Source organism: Ralstonia flatus, assembly GCF_958439105.1.
Taxonomy (GTDB): domain Bacteria; phylum Pseudomonadota; class Gammaproteobacteria; order Burkholderiales; family Burkholderiaceae; genus Ralstonia; species Ralstonia flatus.
In genome coordinates this window covers 307,983-333,591 of sequence record NZ_CAUDLI010000004.1, presented here as the reverse complement: position 1 = coordinate 333,591, position 25,609 = coordinate 307,983, and the positions used below count along the sequence as shown (strand labels likewise).

General features: G+C 65.2%; 14 protein-coding genes. 4 read left to right on the top strand and 10 right to left on the bottom strand.

Annotated elements, in window-relative coordinates:
• Genes R2676_RS11710 through R2676_RS11700 form a run of 3 tightly spaced genes read left to right on the top strand, consistent with a single transcriptional unit; the run spans position 1 to position 1,515 of the window.
• Positions 1 to 501, top strand: coding sequence for a GspH/FimT family pseudopilin (locus tag R2676_RS11710; RefSeq protein WP_206274876.1), 501 nt, complete (start codon positions 1 to 3; stop codon positions 499 to 501).
• A complete protein-coding gene (gspI, locus tag R2676_RS11705; protein WP_206274720.1) occupies positions 488 to 892 on the top strand; it encodes a type II secretion system minor pseudopilin GspI in 405 nt (134 codons plus the stop codon). The genes R2676_RS11710 and gspI overlap by 14 nt, the downstream gene beginning before the upstream one ends.
• Positions 892 to 1,515: a PulJ/GspJ family protein gene (locus R2676_RS11700; RefSeq protein WP_206274719.1), complete on the top strand. Its 624-nt coding sequence runs from the start codon at positions 892 to 894 to the stop codon at positions 1,513 to 1,515. The genes gspI and R2676_RS11700 overlap by 1 nt, the downstream gene beginning before the upstream one ends.
• A 9-nt stretch (positions 1,516 to 1,524) precedes the next feature.
• Here the strand turns inward: R2676_RS11700 and gspK are convergent, their stop codons facing one another.
• Entirely contained in the window at positions 1,525 to 2,499 is a 975-nt protein-coding gene (gene gspK, locus R2676_RS11695; protein ID WP_206274718.1) for a type II secretion system minor pseudopilin GspK, read from the bottom strand.
• Positions 2,496 to 3,239 carry a hypothetical protein gene (locus tag R2676_RS11690; RefSeq protein ID WP_206274717.1) on the bottom strand — a complete coding sequence of 248 codons (744 nt, stop codon included), beginning with the start codon at positions 3,237 to 3,239 and terminating at the stop codon, positions 2,496 to 2,498. The genes gspK and R2676_RS11690 overlap by 4 nt, the downstream gene beginning before the upstream one ends.
• A 508-nt stretch (positions 3,240 to 3,747) precedes the next feature.
• On the opposite strand from R2676_RS11690, the gene R2676_RS11685 reads away from it, so the two are divergent.
• Positions 3,748 to 4,983, top strand: coding sequence for a substrate-binding domain-containing protein (locus R2676_RS11685; protein WP_206274716.1), 1,236 nt, complete (start codon positions 3,748 to 3,750; stop codon positions 4,981 to 4,983).
• Between the two features lie 115 nt (positions 4,984 to 5,098).
• Here the strand turns inward: R2676_RS11685 and R2676_RS11680 are convergent, their stop codons facing one another.
• From R2676_RS11680 to R2676_RS11645, 8 genes are all read right to left on the bottom strand, one after another.
• Positions 5,099 to 5,581, bottom strand: coding sequence for a YbjN domain-containing protein (locus tag R2676_RS11680; RefSeq protein WP_206274715.1), 483 nt, complete (start codon positions 5,579 to 5,581; stop codon positions 5,099 to 5,101).
• Positions 5,582 to 5,613: 32 nt separating this feature from the next.
• Positions 5,614 to 6,318 carry a hypothetical protein gene (locus R2676_RS11675; protein ID WP_206274714.1) on the bottom strand — a complete coding sequence of 235 codons (705 nt, stop codon included), beginning with the start codon at positions 6,316 to 6,318 and terminating at the stop codon, positions 5,614 to 5,616.
• 11 nt (positions 6,319 to 6,329) lie between these two features.
• On the bottom strand, positions 6,330 to 8,111 hold the full coding sequence (locus R2676_RS11670) for a putative porin (protein ID WP_316857169.1): 1,782 nt from the start codon (positions 8,109 to 8,111) through the stop codon (positions 6,330 to 6,332).
• 40 nt (positions 8,112 to 8,151) lie between these two features.
• Positions 8,152 to 8,868 carry a TonB family protein gene (locus tag R2676_RS11665; protein WP_206274713.1) on the bottom strand — a complete coding sequence of 239 codons (717 nt, stop codon included), beginning with the start codon at positions 8,866 to 8,868 and terminating at the stop codon, positions 8,152 to 8,154.
• A gap of 13 nt (positions 8,869 to 8,881) precedes the next feature.
• Positions 8,882 to 9,295: an ExbD/TolR family protein gene (locus R2676_RS11660; RefSeq protein WP_206274712.1), complete on the bottom strand. Its 414-nt coding sequence runs from the start codon at positions 9,293 to 9,295 to the stop codon at positions 8,882 to 8,884.
• Positions 9,296 to 9,302: 7 nt separating this feature from the next.
• The gene (locus R2676_RS11655) at positions 9,303 to 11,153 is read right to left on the bottom strand and encodes a DUF2341 domain-containing protein (RefSeq protein ID WP_206274711.1); all 1,851 of its coding nucleotides are present in this window, start codon (positions 11,151 to 11,153) and stop codon (positions 9,303 to 9,305) included.
• 56 nt (positions 11,154 to 11,209) lie between these two features.
• Positions 11,210 to 12,790, bottom strand: coding sequence for a ShlB/FhaC/HecB family hemolysin secretion/activation protein (locus tag R2676_RS11650; protein ID WP_316857171.1), 1,581 nt, complete (start codon positions 12,788 to 12,790; stop codon positions 11,210 to 11,212).
• Positions 12,791 to 13,183: 393 nt separating this feature from the next.
• A complete protein-coding gene (locus tag R2676_RS11645; protein ID WP_206274709.1) occupies positions 13,184 to 25,510 on the bottom strand; it encodes a filamentous haemagglutinin family protein in 12,327 nt (4,108 codons plus the stop codon).
• Positions 25,511 to 25,609: the final 99 nt, after the last annotated feature.

The window sequence follows — 25,609 nt, the reverse complement described above, 5'->3', positions numbered from 1 at the left end:
ATGAGCCTGTGGCCCCGAATCCGTATCCGTATCCGCGGTCGTGACCGCTCTCGTGCCTTCACACTGCTGGAGATGCTGGTGGTGGTCGTCATCATCGGCATCGTGATGGGTGCGGTGGTCGTCAACGCGCAGCCGAGCAAGCGCAATGTCCTGGAGCAGCAGGCCCAGCAGCTCGTCTTCCTTCTGTACGCTGCCCGCGACGAGGCACGCCTGCGCGCGCAGCCCATCGTCTGGGAGGCGACACCGCAGGGCTACCGCTTCCTCGTCCGCGAACGTGATACCTGGCAGCCGTTGCAGGATGACGTCCTGCGCGGCGGTGCCTGGCGTGAGCCGCTGTCGGCGCTGTCGTTCATGCAGGCGGGGCGCGCGCCGCAGTCCGGCACCGTGCGGGTGCTGTTCGGGCGTGAAGCCATCGAGCCCGCCATCACGATTCGCCTCGCGCGCGACGATGCCCAGGTCGATATCGTCACCACGGGGCCCGGGCGCTATGTCGTGCAGTAGCGTGCGCGGCAGCGAGGGGTTCACGCTGCTTGAAGTGCTGGTGGCGCTTGTGATCGTCGCCGTCGCATTGGGCGCCTGCCTGCGCGCGACCGGCATGCTGGCCGATTCGAGCGCCGGCATGCGTGAGCGCACGCTGGCGCAATGGAGTGCCACGAACCATCTTGCGCGCATGCGACTGATGGGCGTGTTGCCGCCGCCCGGCCTGCAGCGCACCCAATGCAGTCAGGGGCGCATTGCGCTCGTCTGCGAAGACACCGTGATCACGCTGGAGAACCCCGCCTTCCACCTCGTCGTCGTGTCGGTCTATCGCGCTGATGAAGGCGTCGACACACGCGTGCGACTCGCGCAGGTCGCCACCGTGCTCACCGCCCCCACCAGTCCGGCCCCGTGATGCGGCGCGCGCGTTCGCCGGGCGGCTTCACGCTCATCGAGATGGTGATCGCCATCACCATCCTCGCGATCATTGCGTTGATCTCGTGGCGCTCGCTGGACGGCATCATCCGCGGCCAGCACGCACTGGCAGACAACCTGCAGGAGACGCGCGCCATCGATCAGCTTTTCGAGCAGCTCGATACGGATTTTGGCGAGGCCGTACGAGACGATGATCTTGGCGAACCCGCAGTCGCGTTTGGCGGGGGCGACCTGCGTATCGTGCGATGGCTGCGCGAGGCCACACTGCCCACGCGCTGGCAGGTTGTCCGGTATCGCCTTGAAGGGGATGCGCTGGTGCGTGAAACCTCCGCGCCGCTCAATGCCCGTGGCGCTGCGCGCGACGCCATCAAGGAGGCGCTTCCGGAACGGCTGGTGCTGGTCGAGCACACTTCAGCGCTGCAGGTGCGTGGCTGGTCCAGGCAGGGTTGGCTCGCCTCGCCGCCGGATGCATCGCAGCCGGCGTCTCCGGCGGCGGTACCGGGCATGCTGCGGCGGATGTCACCGAACACCGTCACTGGCCTGGAAGTCACCATCACGGTGAGCAACGCGCCCTATACCAAGGTGGTGCTGTCAGACCTTTGACGCGGAGCCTTAACCGTCGATGCCGGGCATGGCGGGCTCCCGCACCCATAGCACCGTTGTGCGATACCGCTCGCCGATGCCTTCGCGCAGGATCAACGCGTCGAGCAAGCGCGTCGCGCGCCCGTTGCGCAGCCGGCTGTGCGCAATGAAGTAGCGGCTGCGCGTTTCTAGCAGGATGTCTTGCTGCTCGGGCAATGCCGGCGCAATGGCTTTCAGCCGATTGGTGAGATCGGCCGCATCACGAAACCACGCGCGCTCGCGGCTCGACACCAGCGCCGCTGCCTGCCCCGGCGACAGACCCTGGATGGTTGCCTGCAGCACTTCCGGCCCCGCCGTGTTCGGATTGACCGACGTGGGCTCAGGCAACACGACCACGTACGGCGCCAGCTTGCGAACACCCTCGGGGGAATAGCCGGGAATGCGCAGCAGGTCTTCCGGCTGCTCCAACGGCAATGCCGATGATGTCTTTGCATCCAAACCGCGCAGGATGGCCGTCGCCGTCAGCGCTGCCAGGGTGGGATCGAGGTCGGCCCTGGTGAGCAACTGCTGATACACGCGCACACCCTCGGGCCGGATACCCGGCGGCTTGCCGCCTTCGGCCGCTGTCACCAGCGTGTTGAGGTTGAAGCGGGCCTGCGCATCTTCGATCGTGCCGTCGACGCGCATGTCGTTCGCGGCGTTGAAGCTCTGCACCGCAGTCTTTCCCAGCACGGTCGCCACGGGTAGGTCATGCACGGGCAACGCCCAGCGCTGGCCGAGATGATCGGCTGGCGTGGTACGGGCGTTCTCGCGCAACAGCAGGCGCGCCCATTCAACAGACGCACGCTGCATCCAGACGCTATCGGTGCGCAGACGCTGCGCTTCCACCGTGCGGATGGCAGCGCGCTGGCCGGCAAACATCGTCGCCACGAGCGTGACCGCCATGGCGACCACGAGCAGCGCGGTGACCACTGCTGCGCCGCGCTGCTGCAATGCGCGCGTCATGCTTCGCTCCGCCGCAGGTAGGCCCAGAATGCACCCACGTCTTCCGCACTCACGGCGGGCTGCGTGTCCTCCAGATAAGACTGCGACAAGCTCACCTCCTCCATATGGAACAGATGTTGTTGTGACGGCAGCAGCGTTGCGCGCGGGTGGGCGTAGTGCGCGCGAAAGAAGCGCGGCGGCGATGCGCGAGCCACATGCAGGTCATGCACGTCCCGCACCGAAGAGTCGAACCAAAAATGCAGCCAGCGCCCACCACGCTGCCGCCCCGCCAGAATGAACCCGGCATACGACAACAAGATGTACGGCACGCTCGCAGGCTGCAGTGCTTCGTACGCCCAGAGGTTGCGCAGGGTCGCGTAGTCCAACAGCGCAATGAAGCGCGCAATGGACAGCGTAGGCGCATGCTGCGGCCGCTTCATGAACGCGAAGTGCCACTGCCATTGCGAAAGGAAGCGCTCGCGGTTGCGCTGCGCAAGTGCGATATCGGCCTGCTGCTCGACGGTGATGTCGGAGGGCGCTTCACCATTGCGCACCAGCGGGCAGCGCAACCGCTCGCCGCTGAGATGGCTGAAGCGCGGCTTGAGCTTGTCGCTCTTCGACCCAATCACATACAGCGCCCCGTGGCAGATGGGGCAACGCGCGCGGGGCACGTGTTCTGCCCTTGCCAGATGACCACACTCCTCGAGATACATCGCTACCGTCAACATGCGTTCTTCGGTCGGATGCAAAGCCAGATTCATGAATGGACCTCATGGTTGAATGACTCCGCAGCGCTCCCCTTCCTGCAAGGCTTTGCATGATGCAAGACGCCCTGCTCTGCTTTGGAACAGGATCTAAAAGCAACACGCATCCCTGGCTAACCACGCCATGCTTGTATTCAATTGAATTTCAATCAGAATGCAGTCATGCGATTCAATTGTTTGGATTGCATTCCGCATGCATGCATGGCGCAATGCCATGCGTCGTTCACGCCTGAAACTCAAACGCACCGTTCGCTTCTAATTGACGAACGCCGCCCCGCAAACCCGCATAACGCATATAGTTTTCGGCTTTCTTTTTCGTGCAGCCTCATGACCGCAGCGCATGAGGCGGCTCCATCGTTTCTTCATCTGCTTATCCCGTCTGATTCATGCGCGGCATCAATACTTTGCATGCCGATGTGAATCGACGCATGGATGCACCGCATGAATGCGCATCGGCAAACAACAACACTTGTATTTGCTGATACCCATTCCTCTGGAGCACTCCATGAAGCTGAAGCAAGTCATGATTCAAGCCGCCTGCGCCGCACTGGCCATGGGCTCGGCCGCCGTGGCATTTGCCGGTACGCAACCGAACCCGAGCCCGGCATCGCCGGTCGTCGTGGGTGGTGGCGCGTCGCTGCCCGAGTTTCTGTACAGCTCGGAAATCGCCGTGTTCGGCCCGAACCACATCTACGCCGTGACGGGTAGCGGCGGTGGCAAGACCGCGCTGACCACCAACAACCCGGCTGCGTTCAACGCCGCCTACGTCACGCCCCGCACCGACACGACCGTGCACTACGCCGGCAGCGACTCGATCCTGAGCGCTTCGGACATCAGCGCCTTCTCGCCGCGCGCCGGCACGGACGGCGCCCTGGTGCAAATCCCGTCGGTGGGTACGGCGGTTGGCATTCCGTTCAAGAAGACCGGCCTGTCGACGCTGACGCTGAACGACAACCAGCTGTGCGGGGTGTTCTCCGGCAAGATCACCGACTGGAGCGCGATCACGGGCGGTGCTGTTTCGGGCCCGATCACCGTTGTGTACCGTTCGGATGGCAGCGGCACGTCGGAAATCTTCACGCGTCACCTGAATGCCGTTTGCACGACGGGCGCCTCGGGCAACTCCAACGTGGCCTTCGTGACGAGCACGAAGTTCACCGACAGCTTCCCGGGTGGCGTGGTGCCGTCGAACTTCGTCGGCGGCAACCTGAGCGCCGGCGTGCGTGACGGTGTTGGCGCAGGCAACGCCATCGGCTACCTGAGCCCGGACTACATCAACAAGACCCTGGCTCCGCTGTCGACCGTTGCGACGCAAAGCCTGACGGCTGCCAGCCTGGTGAACAGCAACAACGGAGTGACCTACGCGCCGACGTCGCCGAACACCACCACGGCCCTGGGCAACCTCACGCTGCCGACGCTGTCGTCTAACCTGGCTGATCCGAACACCTGGGCGCTGACGGTTGCCAACCCGGCTACCGGCTACCCCATCGCCGGTCTGACCTACCTGGACCACGTTCAGTGCTACTCCGACGCCACGGTGCTGAGCAAGATCCAGACGTTCCTGGATCGTCACACCACGTACTCGGGCACGAACAGCAACACGACCCGCATCCAAGGCAACGGCTTCGCCCCGCTGCCAAGCGCTCTGGTCAGCCTGATTCGTGACAACCTGCTCAACAACGTCAACGGCAAGAACGTCAACGTCGGCAACGCTACGGCTTGCGCAGGCAAGGCCGGTCGTTGATCGATAGCGGCACGGGCAGCGGTTGGCCGCTGTCATGAGGTTTGGGCCCGGCAATGCCGGGCCTTTTTCATGGTGATGCCGATGCAGCAACATCAAAGCGAAGCGATTGACCGCGTTACTGCGTAACTGCTTCTGTGGGTTGGGCGACGCCCGCATCCGGTGCGGCCTGCGTTACCGGCTCATCGCGGTAGTTGCGCAAGTACACGAAGAACTCGCCCATCATCTGCATCCACAGTCGGATCTGCGTGATGAGGTGCTCGGTGGAGATGCCACCGGCAGCGATTACGTCCATCTCCAGCACCACGAAATCGCCATGCTGCGCCAAACGCGCAAAGCGGCGCGAGCGGTGCCAATCGGCAATCAAACCTTCGGGCAGCGTACCGCCCTGCACGCGTAGCGGGCAGCTCAGCGTGAGGTCTGCATAGCGGCCCGGTTCGATGGCGTTGCCCCACAGAATCTGGAAGCTGATGCCATGGCTGGCGCTGGTGAGGTACGTGATGCCGCCCTGCTCGATGGCGTTGACGGCGCCGCCGGCGGCCTTGATGGCATCGGCGACATCGTTGGGGGAAAGCGTGGTCAGCATGGACATGGTTGTCATGTGCGTAAATCAAACAGGAGGGAGAGGAACACTCAGGGCGCCTTGGGCGCTTCTGCGTGTGGGGCGGAGGCGTCTGACGCGGGCGCCGGCGTGGTAACAGCGCGCGGGTCGAAACGGCCGTCGTACAGCTTGTCGCCATACGCCTGCGCGATTTGCTCGTACTTGACGCGCGACCTTGTGGCGAACGGCTGGCGGGCGGCGATGACGGTGGTCACGTCCATCGATTCATACGCGTTCAGGACTTCCTGGCCGACGGCGTAGAGCTTGGCGTTCTTAGCCTCGCATTGCTGCAAAGCCGTTTGCTGTGTGACGGATGCGGTGACCAGCTTCTGCCGCTCGGCTTCGCTGGCGCGGGCGCGGCGCAGGAGTTCGTCGTACGCAGCCCGCAGTTGCGTGATCTGCGCGTTGGCCTTGTCGGCCACGGTCTGCGCTTCGCGATGCGCTGCGGCGCTGCCTTCGCTCAGTTGGCGGGTGCGGACGCGTTCTGCATCGAGCTGCGCGCGCAGGTCGGCCAGCTCTTTCTTGGAGGCATCAGACGCCGGCGCGTTGCCGCCACCGGCTGCCTGCAGTTGCGCGAGCTGCGCTTGTGTTTGCTGTAGCTGCGTGGTGGTCGCGCGCAACTGCGCACGCAGGCGCTCCTCCATGCTCGGCTGCTGCGCCCGCGCGATGCAGGGCGACAGCGAAGCCATTGCCAGCAACGCCAGCAGCAAGCGCGAAGCGATTCGGGTCTCATCCACGGCAAATCCCCTTAGAACTTGGCGTTGAAGTCGAGCTGCAGCGTGTCGATCGACAGGCGCGGGCCGGTGACTTCACGCGTGGAGATCCAGCGGCCGGTAAACCACGCGTTCTTGTCCACCGCATACGAACCGCCGAAGTAGTAACCGCGCGCATTGGTGCCGCCACCGTGGAAAGTCGAATCGTTGTAGCCGTCTGGCATGGAGTCGGCCTCGATGCGCTTGTAGCCGGCGAGGATGTTCCAGTCGCCGCGAGCCGTGGGGGCAGGCTTGCCGAAGGTCGCCTGGAACATGTACGCATTGCCGCCGCTGCGGAAGTCGGAGCGGCTGGTGCCGCCCGTGCCGCCGAAGTTGTTGACGATGCCGTTCGGCCCCGCGCGATTCCACATCTTGTCCGGGTCGTAAGCCAGGTTGCGGATGTAGTTGCCGTCCAGCCGCAATCCGTAGTTACCCATAACCTTCGTGTCCCAGCGGGCGTTCAGGTCCAGCAGGTGGAACTCCGAAGCCAGGCCAACGTACTGCGGCATCGGCGTGTTGGCCGGGTCAAGCGGGTTGAGCGCGATGCTGCGCAGGAGCATCAGCGTGTTGCCCTTCTGCATGAAGGCGGGGCGGGACCAATCCGTGCTGCAGCTGTCCTGGCCGGCATACAGCGCACACGGCTGTGACACCTGGCCGCTCACGTTGTTGAAGTTGTAGTACGCGACGGCACCGCGCAGCGTATTGCGGCTGTCGAGCTTCCATTCCGCGCCGGCCTGGGCCGCGAAGAGCCACTTGTTCTCGCTGGCGCTCTTGTCCTGGCTGCGGCTCGGGAAGCCGTCGGCGGAATACTCGAGCGGGATCACGCCCACCGTGCCGAACAGCGTGAGCGAATCGCCGCGCAGCGTCTTGCTGAAGTTGGCGGCAATGCCGTCAAAGTTCAGGTCTTGCGAGAACAGCGTGTCGGTCGACCAGAACGGATTGCCGAAGCGCCCGCCCGTGATCGTCACCCAGTCTGCAGGCTTGTGCGAAATCCAGGCCTGATCGAGCCACACGTTCTTCTTGCTCAGGCCGCCGCCCAATGTCTGCGTGGTCGACACCGGGTTGTTGTCGCTGCCCGATGCCAGCCGCACACCGGCCTGCGTGCTTTCGGAGATGTCCGCAAAGATGCCCAGCCGCGCACGCACCTTCCATTGGTTGCGCCGGTTCTGCGAAGTGTTGAGCAGCGGCGGGAGCTTGGTGTTCGTGTTGGTGTTGACGTCGAAACCGCTGCCGGCATTGATGGCCGCCCAGTCGATTTCGATGTTGCTGTTCTGGCTCGAGAGGAATCGGGACTCGTTGCGCACGCGCACATCGCCTTCGACGCGAATGCCCTGCGTCCAGGCGGGAATCGAATCCGGCGCGGCCCAGCGTTCGGACTTGGCCTGCGCGAGCACTTCGGTCTTGACCTCGTCGCGAATCTGATCGCGCACGGTTTGCGGCACGTAGGGCACGCGCACATCGCCGGGCTCAGGCTTGACGCCGCCCGCGGTTTGCGTGGGTTGCGCCGTGGCTTGCGCGGCGACCTGGCGCTGCAGCTGCTGCGTGGCTTGGGCCTCTGCGCGGGCCTGTGCGAGCAGTGCTTCGCCCACGTCTTTCTTGAGCGCACCGCTCTGGATCAGGCCGCGGATCAGCTTGACCATTGTGCTGTCGCCCGTGGTGGCTTGCGCGTGTACGGTGCCTGATGCAATCAGCAGACCGACCGCCGAGGCCAGCGCCGCAGCGCGGAAGGGATGAGTGATTGGGTTGAGTGCCATGTTGTTGGAAGAGGTGCGTTGCATGCTGGAGTGCCGGTGCGACTGCCAAGCCGGCATGTCGTTGTTAACCGGCGGGCCGCTTGCCTTGCAGCGTCACGCGCTGCGGAAACTGCAGCGATGCCGGTGGGCGTTCATCCACCTTCTCGATGCTGCGCAGGGCGGTGAGCACGGCCTGGTCGGTGTCGGCATTGCCGCTGCCGTGTACGAGTTCGACGCGCGTGAGGCGGCCGTTCGGGTCGAGCCACACGTTCACCTGCATCAGGAAGACGAGGCGGCGCGCCCGCTCATCGCGTGACAGAGCCTGCTGCAGCACGTAACCGAAATAGCGGCCGTACGTGGCATTGCCTCCGCCGGCGCCGCTGCCGCTCATGCCGCCGCCCTTGCCTGCGCCAATGCCGAAAGCGTCCGTGCCGGCCTGGCCGTCGGCGTTCATCGTCACGGGGTCGGACAGGTCCTTCGCGGGGTTGGGCGTGTCCTCAGCCGGCTTGGGTTCTGCCGGCGTGGGCTGGGGCTTGGGCTCCACCACTTCGGGCTTCACCTTTTCGGGCTCGGGCAATTTCTCCGGCTGCGGAGGCGGCGGCGGCGGAGGCGGCGGCTGCAATACCAGCATGGGCGTGGAAGGCGCCTCGCGCTTGGTGCTGGCCGTGCCCGCCAGCAGGTACCACACCACCGCCACCGCAATCAGCGCCACCACGGCGCCGATCGCATAGCCGCCCCAGCGCCGCCAGAAGGCGGGCGGCGCCTTGGCCGCGGATGTGGACGGATTCAGGTCGAGCTGCATGATCGCGCCGCCCTCATGCCGCCGGCTTGCCGGTCACCAGACCGATCTGGTTCAGCTCGATCTTGCGCAGCAGGTCGAGCACCTCCACCACCTTGGCGTATTGCACGGAGGCATCGCCGCGCACGATCACGGGAAAGTCCGGCGTGATGGCCTTCTCGGTGCGCAGGCGGTCTTCCAGCTCGGGCAGCGTCACCGGATACGCATCCAGGAACACCTGCCCGTTGTTGTCGATGGTGATGGCCTTGGTCTTGGGCTTTTCCAGCGCAACGCTGGCGCTGGCCTTGGGCAGGTTGACCTTGATACCGGGAATGCTCGCGTTGCTGGTGAGGATGAAGATCACCAGCACCACCAGCAGCACATCGACAAACGGCGTGATGTTGATGCCGCTGGAGCGCTTCTTGGGGCCAAAGCGGGATGCTGTGGACATGGCGCCCTCACTCGCGGTGCGGCGCGGCCGGGCTGGCCACGAAGCCACTGCCCGGCGCATCGGTGCGGTGACCGGATGGCGCGCTGTGCGCGGCGGTGTCGCCCATCACGATGGTGGCGCGGCCGTCGCCGTGCTCTTCAGCCAGGCGCGTGGCGAACTCGTCGACAAACACGGCCATGTCCGCGGCGATGGCTTCCGAGCGCGAGGCGAGCCAGTTGTAGCCGAACAGCGCCGGTATGGCCACGCCCAGGCCCGCTGCGGTACACAGCAGTGCCGCTGCCATGCCGGGCGCCACCGAGTTGATGTCCACCGCGCCGGCCATGGCCGCCACCACGAACACCAGCATAATCCCGATCACCGTGCCGAACAGGCCCACATACGGCGCGCCTTCAATGGTGGTGGACAGCCAATTCATGCGGCGTGCCATGCGCTCGTTCTCGCGCACCATCACACCTTCCATGGCGGCGCGAATGGCCGCAATCGTGGCGGCCGACACCGCGTTGATGTCGAAGCCGCGCTCGTGGCGCAACTGCATCTCGCGGATGGCGATTTCGTACAGGCGCCACAGAGACGAATCCTGCCGTACATCCGCGCCGATCTTGCCGCCGCGCACGAGCGAATCGAGCGATGCACCGGCCGTCTCGCGAAACACCGCCATGAACCGCGCATTGGCACGCGACACCGCGCTGTAGTAACGGCTCTTGGTGATCATGATGGCCCACGAACCGGCCATCATCAGCCCCAGCACGCACACGACCACCCATGCGTCGACCGGCATGGCCGCGAGGATGAAACCGAAGTGGCTCTTGCCGGCCTGCTGCTCATCCGGGCCCATCACCACGAGGCGCGACTCAGCGCCCTGCGCGATCGCATCGGCCTGGATCAGCCCGGCGGGGCGTGCGGTCTTGGACAGGCGCAGTTCATCGATCGCCCCGCTGAACGGGTTCAGGCCCGAGCCACCGGGGGCGTCGCCACCGACGGCTGCGGCACTGTTGAGCGCCGGCATATGCGCTGCGAGCGTGGCTGCCCCTGCACCGTTCACATACAGATGCACGCCCTGCTCATCGGCAGAGGCCGCGAGGTGCGACCACTGTCCATCGCGCACGGGTTGGCCCGGTGCGCTGCGCTGGCCGTTCACCTGCACGAAGGGCACGCCGTTGTCCACGCCGAGCACGAATTCGTTGGCGCCATCGCGGCGTGCGTAGATCACCTGCCCGGCCGCCAGCTTCTCGGGCCGTACCCACGCCGAAACGGTAAAGGTGCCGTTGGCCTGCGTCGTCAGCGACGGCGATGCCGGCAGCATCAGCGGTGCGCCGTTGAACTGCGCGCCTTTGCCGATCACCGCACCGTCCAGCGTCGTCACCGGCGTTTGCGCGTGATTGCCATAGGCGGTGGTATCGCGCGGCGGTGCGCCGGTCTCACCAAAGTGATAGACGAGCGTGTAGTCGGGGTCGAACGTCAGCTGGCCATTGCCCGCGGCCGGTGCCTTGCGGTTGCCGTAGTACATCCAGATGTGCTGCGGCGCGCCGGTCGTCACCGTTGGCACATCCACCCACACCAGCGCGATGCCGAGCAGCGGGTCGAACTGTTCGATCTGGTGGTTCAGCACGGTCTTGTCGTCGCCGGCGATGAAGCGCAAGTCGGCCCCGTTCTCGCTCGTGCCGTCAAAGCTGAAGTTGCCGGTATGCAGGCGCACCAGCACGGGCGTGCGGCCGGCATCGCTCTTGAGCGCGCCGCCTTGCGGGCCGGCGTCGATGGTGATCGGCTTGCGATACGCCCAATCGGGCTGCCACCACGCCAGCGCGGTGCCGGGCAGGAAGACGCTCAGCAGCGTGAGCAGGAACAGAATGCGTCGCATGGCAGAAACTCTCCGAAACAAAAAAGGACGTGGCTCAGTGATGGGCTCAAGACGGCTCAGTAACTTGCGTTCACGCTGAAGTTCACGCTGGGCGAATGCGCCCGCGTGCTCGGGCCGTCGCGCAGCGGATAACCGAACTCGAGACGGCCGCGCACGTAGTCGGTCAATTTGAAGCTGGTGCCGAATCCCAGCGAGGCGAGCGTGAAGCTGCTGGCCTGCTCCACCTGCGGCTGCCTCAGGCGCAAGTAGGCCGCATCGGTAAAGAGGTAGAAGCGCAGTTCATCCAGTGCAGGCGCGAATTTGTTGAACGGTGCGGTGCGCCATTCGAGCGAGGCAAGCGCGCCATAGTCGCCCGTGGTCTCCGCCGACAGATAACCGCGCACGCTGCTCATGCCGCCAGCGGCAAACTGCTCGCTGGAAACGAGCGGCGAATCCGACAACTGCCCTGCCACGCGCACCACCGCTTGCGAGCCGCCCTGGAAGGTGTGCGTCTCGGTGGCGTCGGCCTTGAAAACGAGGAAGCTCGAACGCGCGTTCACACGTTTGTAGTCGTAGGCCTCTTCACTGCTGCCGTAACCGAACAGGCTGCGCGTGCCGGCGGTGGCGGTCAGGTTCAAGCTGAGCGTGTCGCGCTCGGTTTGCCGATAGCCGGTGTAGTAGAGCGAGATGGGCGCGTACTTGAGCGGCACGTGGTCGCTCGTGCTGCCGAAGCGCAGGCTCTCGGCGTTGTCCTTGAAGTCGATACCGACGCCGAGCTGCTGCCACCACGCGCCCGCCATCGGCAGCACGTAGTTGGCCTTGACGCCTACTGCATGGCCCTTGCCGAGCACGCTGGTGCCGCCGACCGTCGCGACGTTGCTGTCGGATTTGTAGCCGGAGAACTCCAGGCTCCAGTTGGTATCGGGAATCGGTGCCGTGTAAGCACCCGACCACACCCGCGCCTGGCTGAAGTCTTGCGGCGCACCGAAGAACGACAGCGATGCGCGATGGCCAAGCTGCCACAGGTTGTCGTGGCTCACGGAGGCCGTCATGCGCAGCGGGCGCGTATCAGCGCTGTGATCGTTGTTCAGGCCAATGCTGGCATGCACCGGCGATTTGTCATCCACCTTCAGGTCAACATCCATCGTGCCGGGCAGCGCGCCCTGGCGCACCACCGGAATCACCTGGCGGTCTGCGCGGTTGAGCGTTGCCAGCTCGTTCTGCGCCTGCGCAAAATCGGGCACTTTGCCTTCCTGCAGCGCCGGCACCGCTTCACGCACGATGCGGGGCGAGGTGTACTCGGCGCCCGTTACACGCACGCGGCCCACGCGTGTTTCGTTCACCTGCAGGATCACCACGCCGCCGGTCACCTGCTGTTCGGGCAGATCGACATAGACGGATTGATAGCCCTTGGCCTGATACACCGCCAGCAGCGCAGCACGTGCGTCTTCAATGTCCTTGAGCGTGCGATCGGGCCCGAGAAACGGCGTGACGGTCTTCTCGATGGTGCGCACGTCGAGCATCGTGTTGCCGCGCACGACGTACTCGTTGATGTTGACCTTGCGTTGCGGTGCGGGCTCGGCGGTGGGCGCAGCAACCGATGCGGCAGCGGGCGGGGTCGGCTCTTGCGCCAGAGCCACGCCCGGCAACAGCAGCATCAGGACTGCCAGCCGGACACTCCCCCCAGACCTGCGTTGGTTGCGGCGTTGTTTGCAGCGTTGGTTGAACTCGGACATGCGTTGGCTCGGTGCCGATTCGGCATCATTCGTGTGTTGTGCGCCGGCCGGCCGCGTCGTTCGTCAGCCGTCGGTCTTCACAGGAATGACGTTTGCTGAAACGCAAATCCGCAAACATTTTGTGATGTCACGCAAAGTTCATGGAGCGCTGCGTGCGTTGTCATGGCGACATGGCACGCGGACCATGAAGGCGCATGAAGATTGACGCTGCGGCGCATCCACATAACGCGGTGCGCCGCAGCTTGGTGGGCATCGCGCGGTGTATGACCACACGATGACGCGTCGATGAAGAACGCTTGCCTGCCGCTTATGGCATCACAGGTTTTTACGCTCGGCAGCGGTGAGCCGCATCTTCTGGCGCTCGTTCAGCTCGCCATTGCCGATCATCTGGAAGGCGCTCCCGGGGTCGTAACTGGAGCGGTCCTGGCGTTCGGGCTCCGGAGCCTTCGGTGCGCCATTACCGCCCTCGCCGCCATCGCCGCTCGCCCCGCCCGTGCCACCGTAGCCGAGCACCTGCACGGTGATGATGGAAGGCAAGCCGTTACGCGCTGCAGCCTGCTGCTGGCGCATCACGTCTTGCGCCGCCTGCGTGGCCGAGTTGGCTGCGGCACCGGCCGAGTTGAGCGCCCCCACGTTGACCAACGCCACCGTCGGCACACCGCGCGATTCGCCCTGCACCTGAATGTTGGCCGCATTCACCACGCGCAGCGCCGCCACGTTGATGTCGCCTGACACGCGGATGCCCGCTTCGCCGGGGTCCACCGTGCCGAGCGGCGCGATCAGGTCCACGTCACCGCGCGGCACTTCCGGAATCGGGTTGAGCGTGGCAATGCCCGCGCCTGAACTCGGCACCTGTGGCGACAGCGTGACGTTGCCCACGCTGTCGTACACCCGCAGCGGCGGCGTGTAGAGCAGCGACGTTTTCGACCCGCGCCCCGCGTTGATATCGCCTTCGGCCGACCACACAAGAATGCCGCCGCCAAACGTGCTCATCATGCGCGACAGACCCAGCAGCACGCTGTCTTTGGAATAGACCTGGATGTCGCCCGCGCCCTGCGTGAGCAGGCCCGACGTGGCCGGCGGTACCTGCCCCTCCACACCTACGATGAGCTGGCCGCCCGGCGTGAGCGCCTGGAGGGCGCCGCCGAAATCCGTGCGGATGCCCGAGGGCCCAAACATCGTGATCGTGCCCTCGCGCTGGATCGGCCGGCCTTCGGCATCCTTGTCGGGGAACAGCGATGCGATGGCCTGGCGCCCGCGCAGGTAACTGCCGAAGCGGCGGCTGCCTGGGTCGTTGTATTCGCGGCCGCCTGCGCGCAGTTCACTGAAGTACACCGAGCGCGCAAACACGCGTTGCTGCTCCGCCGGCAAGCCCAGGTAGAACGCGAGCGCGCCGTCTTGCGGGCCGGTGTAGCCAAAGCGTGTTTGCAGCCAGTCGAGCAGTTCCTTGTCGTACGTCTTGACGACCTTGCCTGCCTGGTCGGCCAGCGGCGCATTGGGGTTGGCCAGGTTGGCCGCGTCGAGGTAGCGGCGCGCGAACGTCGAGAAGTCCGCGCCTGCTGCGCCCGCGCCCGCCATCACGCTGATGCCCGCGCCGCTGCTGCGGTCCCCCGCGTTGACGGAGATGCCCGTTCCGATGCGACCGATGCTTTCCAGCAAACCCTTGTCCGCCTGATACAGGTTGCGGCCCGCAGTAACTTCCAGCGTGCCGGGGCCGGCGACGCGGAAGTTGCCGAAGAGGATGTCGCGGCCTGCAGAGACGACGGAGATGTCGTTGGGGTTGTTGTTGAGGAGGAGGTTGCCGGTGGAAGTCGTGGCGGAGAAGCCGGTCGGTGTGGATGTGCCTGGCGGGGTGCCGGCACCCACGATGTCCCTGCCGGCCAGAATCCAGGTCGGCTTGGCTGCGACATACCAATTCTTCAGAGATTTCGGCGAAGCATTCTGGCCGCCATTGGTGAAATCCAATATCTCGCCGGTGCGCAGTCCGACAATGTCGCCATTCACCGCATAGAAACGTGCTGGCTCGCTATCGTTCGCGTGCAACGTGCCGGAAGCCGTATCGGGGCCAAACGCGAACAACGCTCCACCGCTTCCCCGCGAGGCAGCCGTGCCGTCTGCGCTGGTGTTGTCTACCAACAGCACAGTGCCCGCGCCGATGCCATAGCCAATGAAACCTGGGTTGAACGGCGTGACGAGCGCATTTTGCGATGCGCCGGACTGGGTGATTCCGTAGCCGTTTGCATACAGCGAACCGTTGGCCAGAATTTCCAACTGGCCGAACGGAGCGGGCGCGAGCACGAGCGATGTGTTGGCAACGCTACCACTTCCGCCGCCGTAGTACACGTTGCCTCGCGCCGCACTTGCCCGCAGCGTGCCCGGATAGACGAAGCGACCGTCCGTTGCAGCGCCGACACCCGCTGCCACCGAGGAATCAAGGCTCTGCGTGGTGGGTGTGAGGTTACCGCCAGCGGAGAACAGGTTCAGCGCCGTCTTGTCGGTCCACAGCGAGAACCAGCTGTAGCCACCACCCGTTTGTGGCGTCAGCGTGCCGCCCAACGTCGGCAGATACGGTGTGGCATTCATCTGGGTGAGGCGGCCCGCATCCCCCACTGCAGCGAGCACCAGATCCCCACGGCTCGACATATTGACCGTCGCATCGCCCGGCACGATCGTCAGCCCGCCCAGCGGCGTTGCTTTGGTGGCGGCAAAGACATCCTGCCCGCGCGGGTCGTTTGGAATCGCGGATCCATATGTCAGCTCCAGGCGACCAATGGCGCCCGCTTCCACGCTCAGGTTGCCGCGCAGGTTCGTCAGCACACCATTGATATCGGGGCTATTGAGGTATGACTTGCGGAAAGCTGAGTCCAGCGGATTGATCGCGCCCTGTGTATCGAGCTGCAGGTCGCCCCCGCCGGTCAGCACGGGTTTTCCGTCCGTACCAATTCGCCCCGTGCTGGCCACGGCCACGTTCAGTGCTTCGCTTGTCGGCTGCGATCGAGCACCCGGGTCCGATTGCACACCGACGTCACCGCCCGCAATCACCTGAACGTTGCCACCACCCAGTGCGCCAATTCCCGTGAAGCCCACGAGCCGTGGGGAAGCTGCCGTACTGCTATTCGGCGCCGATAACACGTACGTGCCGAAATTCACCCACCATGCCGTAGGAAGGCCCGAACCCGTACCGCCCTGGCGCCAAAGCCAATCGCCAGGGTTATTACTGAAGGTCGGACCGCTTCCCAACGTGTGCCCGGTGATGGCACCTTGCGCGGAGAGCACAACATTGCCGCCGCGCTCTGGATACCACGCTTGGTACAGGCTGGTTGCCGGATCGCCGTTGACGAACGGTTCATATGCAGCACCGTCAGCGCCAAGGACCGAGTTGCCGGTTGTACGCTCGGTGCCGCGTCGCTGGTTGTAGGGGTTGCTGCCACTGCTGTCGAGCAACGATGCGGATTGCGTTCCGGCCGTGTAGACGCCGTAGGTGGAACGCATGTCGATGCTGCCGCCGCTGACGAGGTCGAGATCGCCGGTTCCGGTGCGCAGCACGCTGAAGAGTGGAAAACGGGGACTCAGAATGGTTTCGCCGGGTTTAGGCGCACAAAAATCGGGAAAGAAGGTCAGGTAGAAATCAACCAGTTCGGGAGGAATGGTGTCCCCGGCAGTACCGAACCCCGCATCCTGGGCAGCCTGCGTGAACTGCCAACCCGGCTCAGTCGCCACAGCCTGTGCAGACAAATGCGCATCTCCCAACACGAGATGACCGGCTTGCTTCGCGTCGGGCCGCACCGCGCGGCTGTCTGCTGCGCTGATATCCGCCCCGCTCACCAACCGCATCGACCACGACTCAGTGCCCGCCTTCAACATGGGCGCAATCGCCCAGTTGCTGCCCTGCGAACCGTTCACCGTATCGCGCAGCTCGACAAACTTGACGTCGCCGGGCAGCTTCACATCGGCAGAGCCGGGGATCAGCGCCCCCACTGGCAGGGCCAATGCACCGTCCAGCGCAATGCCGGGTGTGCCCAACGGCGCTGCCATCGACACACCCTTCGGCCAGACAATCGAAGCCACCGACACGGGCGTAGCGACCACGCTGCCTGCATCCAGCACCATGCCGGCCGCGAGCGCGGTGTCCTGCCGCAAGACCGTGCCGGCGGGGTACACCACATTGCCGGTTGCATCGCGCACGGCGGCACGCAGCACCGTGCCGGCAGGCAGGTTCAGCACCTGGCCCAAGGTCAGGCTGGCAGGCACCGTTGTGTTGGCCGGCAGCGTGAACGAGCGCAGCGGCACGTCGTAGTTGAGCATCGTGCCGGGGGCAAACAGCGTGCCGTCGGCCAGTGTGATGCCGCTGCGGGGCACGATGATGTCGTTGCCGTAGGGCTGCTTGCCGGAGGTCAGCAGCCAGCCTGCATCATCCTGCGTCGCCGGCGGCGGCGCAAAGCCATCGTTGATGCTGCCGAGCACCTGCAGCTTGCCTCCCGCCCGAATCACCAGCGCGCCGGGTTCGCCCGAACCACGCACGCCCGGATCGACATTCGGGCCATAGCGGTAGCCCGAGAAATCCAGATCACCGCGCACGAGCAGATTGCCGTCCGGCGTGGCGCTGACGATCTCAACGCCGGGCCGCAGGTGGTACGCGCCGCCATAGGTTTTCAGGCCAGCGAGGCGCGCCTGCAGATCGGCGTTGTTCCACGCGGCATTGATGAAGGTGCGGCTGTCAGCATCGACGCCGTCCATCCAGCCCTGCGTGATGACCTGGGTGGGCTTGCCGTCCACCGTGGGCGCCGTTTCGAGCGGCGCGTTGCCGTAGCGGCGGAAACCCTGCACGGCGATGCTCCTGGCGCCGCGGATGTCGACCGCGCCAGACGCGTCGATCGCCATGTCGCCCTGGGCGTCTGCACCGATGCGCGGCGCGCTGAGCGTGACCGTGCCGCGCGCCACGTTGTCAGCGGCGCGCACATCGATGACCGCACCGGGCGCCAGTGTCAGGCGCCCTTCTGTGGCGCGCAGCTCAACGATGCCGCGGTTGGGCGCGTCGATGGGCAAACCGTAGCTGTCGACACGCAAACGCGTACCGTGAGCATCCAGCACGGAACCCGCGCCGAGCGTCAGCCCATTGCGCGCCGCCAGTCGAATCGTGCCCGGCTGGTCGCCACTGGCATCGACACGGCCGTTGACGGTCAGGCTGCCGCCGTCGAGCGAGATGTTGATTGCATTCGCCTTCAGCTCGTCACCAATGGAGAGATCGCCCTGCTTGATCTGGAAGCTGCGTGAGCCGGTGACGCCGTTCGTCGTCAGGCGCTGGTTCAAGCCGGCGAAGTCGTTCAGCACTTGTGCGCGCACATCGACGCTGCCGGCTTGCCATGGCACATCGGTACCGCCCGCGTCGTAGCGGCCGCTTGCCGTCCCACGAATGGTGCCGGCCAGATCGACGCGGCCCCCTCCAGCATCCAATGCGGTGACTGACACGCTGCCCGCATGGTTGTTCTGTGCGGAGACATCGATGACCGCGCCCGCCGCCTGGCTCACGTTGCCGTGTGCGCTGTCGATCAGCACGTCGCCGCCAGCGCTGTACTTGGTGACGTCGTTCATCGGCACGGCGCGCCCCGCTACGTCGATGCGCGATGCGTCGGCCAGCGTGACGCCGTTGTCACCGGAAATCGTCAGTTTGCCGCTCGGCAGCACGATGGCGCTGGCGACGTTGACGGTGTTGCCCTTGAGGCCGATCTCAGCACCGAGTGCATCGGTGCTGACGGTACCCGCCCCCCTTGGCGCAGCAACGTTGAGCGCTCCGCCTGCCGTGAAGCGGTTGATGGAGCCGGACTCGCCCGTCAGCAGCGGTGCAATGAGATTGAGATTGCCACCGCTGTACTGGTAGCCGGTACCCGCTTGATATGCGCCCTGCGATTGATACACCGACAAGGTATTGCGATTGTTTGCCGTGATCTTGTCGCTGGCCTGCACGTTCGTGTTGGCAAAGCCGAGCACCAGGCGATCCAGTGTGACTTGCGTGTCGGGCTGACTGAACGGGCCGTAGCCGAACACCACGTCGCGGGCAACGAGGTTCAGCGTGCCACTGCCGGTGCCGGCGCCACCCGCGATGACTCCGCCCGGTTTTGCGCTCGACGGCGCTTGATTGGCCGCCCGAATGACACCATCGCTCACGCCGTTCCACACCAGCTTGTCAGTCGTGATGGTGGCAACGTCACCGGCATTGCCCACGCCGTAGATGGCCGGCGTATTGAGCACGAACGACGCCAGCGACGATTTGCCCGTCAGCGGATCAATCGTATTGAGCGCCGTGGTGCCGTAGAAGTTGACCGACTGCGAGGCCGTCAGCACGAGGTTTTCAAGCTTGGGCACGCCAATGCCCGTATTGCCCGCAAGCAGACGGGTGAGCAAATCCTGATTCAGGCGCAAACCGTTCGGAAGCACGTTGACGGCAGCATCCAGTGCTGCCTGCTCGCCGATGTTGATGCTGGGCATCGAGAGCGTGAGGTACTTTGCGCCGTAGCGGGCGCCGTCGCTCAGCGTCAGTTGACCGTTGCCGCGGGTAGAGAACAGCAGCGAGCCCTCTCCATACAACTCGGACTTTCCGATCGAAACGCCATTCGAACTCCCCAGGGGTTGTCCTTGGACCACGTTGAGCAACCCATTGGAAACCGCCACGAGATTGGCAGAGGTCGAGTAGACGTAGCCGTCCGTGGACGGCCGCGGAGTGTCCGCGCCCCGCCCCAAGGTGCTGATGCGAGCGCCGTCCTCGACAGTGATGCCGCCTGCCTGCGCCAGTAGGAGCACCTCGCGCGCGCTCAGGCTGGCGCCGGAACGGACGAACACACTGTCGGTATTGCCGGCCAGATCGCTCTGCACGGCGCCCTGTGCTTGCACACCTCCGCCGATGACCATCCGGGCGGGAGCCATCGCATTGAGCGCGTTGGCCTCCATGGAAACGAAACCCGGCGTGGCCCCGGTTGCCCCTGAAGTAATCTCGATCGACCTTGCCGTACCCATGGTATCGGCGGACAACGTACCGCCATACCCGCCCGGCGCGGCGTCAAAACGCGCAGTGCCGGCAAATCGGAGCGCTGGAGTATCGGTCGTTGTATTGCTGTACAGCAATTCCAGTGTCCTGCCGTCAGAGGGCAGCAACGGCCTGGCTGCGCTGAACAGCTTCGCGTTCGCCCGGACGAAATCGGCATAGCTGGTCTCGTTGTACTGAGACAGCTGACGCACCACGCTGCCAGGCGTGACGATGATCTGCGAGGGCAATGGCGATTGAACACCGGTATTGGCCGTGCTAAGGATTCCGCCTGCCAACCATGAGCCTCCGCCCAATGTGGTGGCGCCAGTCGCAAGCGGGTTGGTCTGCCCCAGCTCGATGCGGTATGCCCCCGGCATCAACGCATAGGCCGCGGGCAGCAAGGTATAGACGCCCGGCGCCAGCCCGGGGACACCGTCGCCGATCGTGATCTGGCGACCAACATCCGCCATCCCGCCCGCACTGCTGAATGGTGCGTAGCTGCTGCGATAACCGGGCACGATGGCATATACGCCGTTATTGCTGGCGCTGTAGGTCAGCGCCGGGTTGGCGTTGATCAATGGCGTTGCCAGTACGTTGACCGATCCACCACGGCCGCTGACAAACCCTGCACCGGCGATCGTGCCGCCGCCGGAGAGGTCCAGCACTGCGCCCGGAGCCACGTCGAACGATTGGCCCGTCAGGCGCAGGATGTTCGAATGGAAGATGTCAATGGCTGCAGCGCCCGTGATCGGCGCGCCGTTGTAGGTGTAAGCGACCCCGTCGGTCGTACCACCGTAAGGCAGTACCAGACCCGCGCCGCTTACTGAAGTCAGACTGCCCGGGAGCAGATTGATGCGGATCGTGGGCGTGGGCAAATCGATCTGGTTGTTTGTACCGAGCAGCAGATTCCCCAGCGGCGCGCGCAATACGCCACCTTGATCAATGGTGGGCGCGTTCAACAAGAGCGTGCCGAAAACGCTGTCCGGCATATCGGGCGTGCCCTGTGCGGTGCGGCCGAGCGTGAGATGTTCCGTGGCCACCAGCCTGCCCAGGCTTGCGCTGACTGGATAGACCTGAGCAGCATTCAGCGTGACCTGACGGGAAGCACCGCCGCCGAGGTTGACTCGAATATCCCCCGCGCTGTTGAGCGTAAGCGTGTCGAACCCCGCACGCGTCACCTGCAACGGTGACTGCTGGTACTGGGCAACCGTTCCGTTTACGCCCGCGGTGTAGAGGAACCCCAGGTCGATCATATTGGCATCGACCGTTAGTGCAGCGCTTGTCGGCACCGGCTGTATTGAGCCGATCCGCAGTCGCTGCGCGGGATCGATCGCACCGCCCACGAGCGGGTAGATCGCGCTATTTTCGCCAACCAGGGTGTTGCCAAATCTGATGTAAGGCGCCGCAAGATGGACGGCAGATGCACCGTCGCGAGCAGACAGCGCGTTGCTCTGTACCTGCAGGCTGCGACCCATTGAGACGTTGACCGACCCATCGAACGTAATCATGTCGGCATAGACCGAGAGTGCGTCAAAGCCGCCGGCTCCGATCTGGTCCATGCCGATGCGGGCCTTGCCGAACGCAAGCGCGGCGCTCGACTCTCCCGGACGCAGATCTGCCGGCAACGCCGACCGATGTGTCGAGCCGATCTCCAACTCGCGCGGCACAACGACTGCACTGGGAAATGGCACCCCCTCGGCAGCCAGGTAATGCGGCGTCTCCAACGTGAGCGACAGCGTGCCGCCTGCAGCCGCCGCGCTGCCAGCGAAAGCGCGCAAGGTTCCATCAATCTGCAGCCCTGCAAACGATGCCAACGAAATCGTTCCACCGTCCCCCGCCAACTCGACAGGTCGAGACGCCTGCCCGAAAGCGGGCAATGCGCCTGCGCCTTCCAACACATCTACGGTGGTGTGCGTACCGGACGCATCCAGCAACGCGCCTGGCCGAATCACGATGAACGCATTGGCGGCGGGGGCAGTGCCGTTGGCCGTTGCCGGGCCTTTCGGGCCGATTGCAATGGTGCCGCCGTTACCCGCCTCACCATAGCGACGGCCAAGGGTGTCCACCGCATGGACGGCACGTGCACTCACATCCAGAACGGCGTGATCGCCGATCCAGATCGAACGGGCAAGGTCGGCGTAATCCGCGCGCCCGTTGGCCGCGTCCGCAGCGTTCATCTGCAGCACCTTGATCGTGCCGCCCGGCGCCGTAATCGAACCATCAATCGTGATCTGCCCCGGCGTCTGCAACGTCACCGTCTGGCCCGGGTCCACCACAATCCGCGCGCCTTCGCCGACCTGCAGGTGCGATCCCACTGTCTGGTTCAGGCTGCTGTTCGACTCCAGGGTCAGGCTCGCCCCGCCACGCTGGATCAGCTTGGCGTTGACCGCATTCTCCTGATACACCGGCGGCGTCCACAGCGTGAGCACGTCGGCCGGGCGTGCACCGGTGGCGATCTTGCGCGCGGCGTCGGGCACGAAGTAGACCGGCATTTCCACATTCAATGCCGTGCCCGGCGCGACGTTCAGGCCACGGTACCCGTTCACGTCATAGGCGGAGAAACCCTGGCGGAAGAAATCGGGCGTGAGCAGCAATTGCCCCGCCTGTGCACCCGTGCCGTCGGAAATGAGCACCTTGTCGGCCGCCACCGTGAGCGTGCCGCCGCTGCTTACGCCGTAGCCTTTGAGCGTGCTGCCGAGTTGCAGCGTGCTGCCATCCGCCGTTGCGGGCGCAAACGGCGGCGTGTTGGCGGTCAGCGTCAGGTTGCCGCCCTTGCCGCCGCGCACGGTACCGCTGGCGAGAATGCCCGCGCCCGACGACACATCGATCGTGCTGCCGCCGGCCAGCGCAATGCCCTGCACGCCTTCCATGCTGACGTTGCCGCCGTTGAGCCATGCCATGCCGGCCACCGCGGTCGGATCCAGCGCGCCGTTCACCCACAGGCCGCTCACATCCACCGTCGCATCCTTGCCGAGCGCGATGCGCGACTTGCCATCCTTGGTGAGCGGCGCCGCTTGCGTGGCCGGGTTGGCAGCACGCAGCACATTGCTGAACGCAACGTTGCCGCCGTGCGCCACCACGTCTGCATTCACATCGATGGACGATGCAGACACCGAGACCGTGCCGCCATCGGCCAACGCCAGGCGCTTGTCGATCGACACATTGCCCTGCGTGGCGATGGCGAGCCCACCCAGCCCCATGTCGTTCAGGCGCTGAGCATCGAGCTGAATGGTGTTGACGCGGTCTGCCGGCAGCGCGTCCTTGAGCGAGATCGGTGCCGCCGCGGCCACTTCGCCAATGCGCACTTGCGTGTCGTAAGCGCCGGCAAGTCCGTACGCGTCGTAACGGCCGATGCGCAGCGTGGCCGGAATGGCCACGGCGGTCTGCGCCTGGCCGTAGCCATCGGCCGCGCCGGGCACGTGCGCCTGGTTCTGGCGCGGCCCGTTGTAGACGGCGCTGACGATGTCGCCATCCACCACCGCGGTCGGCGTGGAGAGGATCAGCTGGCCGGCATCGCGCCCGGCCGTATAGCCGTTCTCCAACTTCTGGCGCGGTGCGATCAACGGGCTGTAGTAGTACTCGGTGGTCTTGTTGCCCCAGCGCGGATGCGCTGCTTCAAAACCCTGATAGACGCCGCTATACAGCACGTCCATCGGCGCGGACGACGCATCGTAAAGCTGTCCGTCACGCCCCTTGAGGAAAGTCTGGCGCAGGTAGCCGCTCTGCACATCCAACGAACCGCCCGACAGGTTGATCGACGACCCACGCTGCGTGACGACTTCCTTGCCGCCCAGCGTGACGGTGCCGCCCTGTGCCGCCCACTCGCCGATGCTGTGGCCGGCGTTGTCGAGGTAGCCACCCACTTCCAGCAGGCCGCCGGCGGTGTAGTAGCGATCCTTGTCATAGACGCCGGGCTTGGCGGGCACGTAGATGAGGCGGCGGCGGTCGATCCAGACCGTCGCGTTGTTCAGCGCGCCGCTGTCACGGTTGCCGGGGGCATCGCGCTGCTCGTTGCCCTGCACGTTCACGGCAACGTTGTTGGATTCCATCGACACCTGCACGCCCACCGCGCCGCCCACGTCCAGCCGCGCGCGGTCATTCACCAGCGTGCGGCGTGCAGCGCTCACCTGGATCTGCCCGCCCGTGGCGAGCGAGAGCGAGCTGTCGGCAAAGAACACGTCACCGCCCGAGACGATCTCGATGCGCGATTGGTCGCGCCGGTCCGACAAGCGCGAGAGGTTGTCGAACACACCTTGCGCGGTATCCGCACGCACCTTGTCTTGCGCAGCGGATTCCTGCAGCAGCGCGTTGCGCTGGCTATCGAGCGCGGTACTGCCGTCCTGCTCGATCAGGATGGCCGTGGTTGCGCCCTGCCCCATCGACACTCGCCCCTGCGTATCGGTGGCCGAGTTCAGCAGATGGATCGTGCCGCGCGTATTGACGGTGCTGGTGGAGACCGCCACGCCGTTCTGCACGACATCACGCCCAGCCAGCGTGATGTCGCCCTGGTTGGCGACGATCAGGCCGTTGTTGACGACATGGCCGGCCGTGCTGTTGGCGACGAACTGCGGCGCAATCTCGTTGCCGCGCGTGGTGGACGGCGTATTGCCGTCCGTGCCCACGCCCTTGCGGATGATGAAGTTGTCGCCCGCGGCCAGTTGCGTCTGGCCCTTGGGCGTGGTGATCGTGCCTGCGTTCTCGACTTCGGTGCCCACCAGCAGCACGTAGCCGCCGCCCTGCGTCACGGACTGCGGCGTCTGCGTGGTGATCTGCGCACCGGCTTCCACCTTGACCTTGCCGCCCGCGTTCGTGAACGTGGGCGTGGCATTGTCACCGTACAGGCCCTTGCGAAACTGCTCGTCGGTGATGTTGGCAGCGGCAGCCACGAGGTTGCGCGTATTGACCTGGCTGCTGCCGGTGAAAACCACACCGTTGCGGTTGACGATAAGCACCGTACCGTCGGCCTTGATCTGGCCGCGAATCTCGCTCGGCCGCCCATTCGGATCGTTCACCCGGTTCAGTGCCGACCAGTTGGACTGCTGCTGGAATTCCACCGTCGTGTTGCGGCCGACGTTGAAGGTCTCCCAGTTCAGCACCGCCTTGTCGTCGGTCTGCCGGATGGCCACGTTCACGCGGCCGTCCTTGTTGGACTGCACCGGCGCATTGGCGTTGACCCAGCCGCGCGTGAGCGAATTCGTGTCGACTTTCAGGCCGCCGTCCGCCAGACCGTCGGGCACGTCGGAGGGGCCGCTGAGCGCGGCTTGCCGCGCCGCATTCTGTGCCGCCTGCTGCGCGGCGATGGCTGCGGCCACACCGTTGAGGTTGGCAAGCGACTGCTGCAACTGTTGGCGCGCCTGTTGCGATTGCTGCTGAGGATCGTTCAGCAGCGCGACCGGCGTGCCGTTGGGCAGGCGCCCCGTGGCCGCTGCCGTGTTCTGTGCCGCCCCGCGTTCTGCGAACCAAGCGCCACTGAAGGCCCGTGGCGCTGCGTGCGCATTGGCCGCCAGCAGCGTCAGTGCGGCGGCATGCACGAGTGGCTTGAGGCGCCACGCGTGACGCTTGCGCTGGCGATGCAACGCAGTATTGGCAAAAGAAAGCTTGGCGGACGGGCTCGGCTGCATGTCGGGTGGCGAACGGACGATCGAACGGCGGCCACACTCACCTTGCGGCCTCTCCTGCTATGACGAAGGTCACAGCCCCAACCCGCAATGACAGAAACA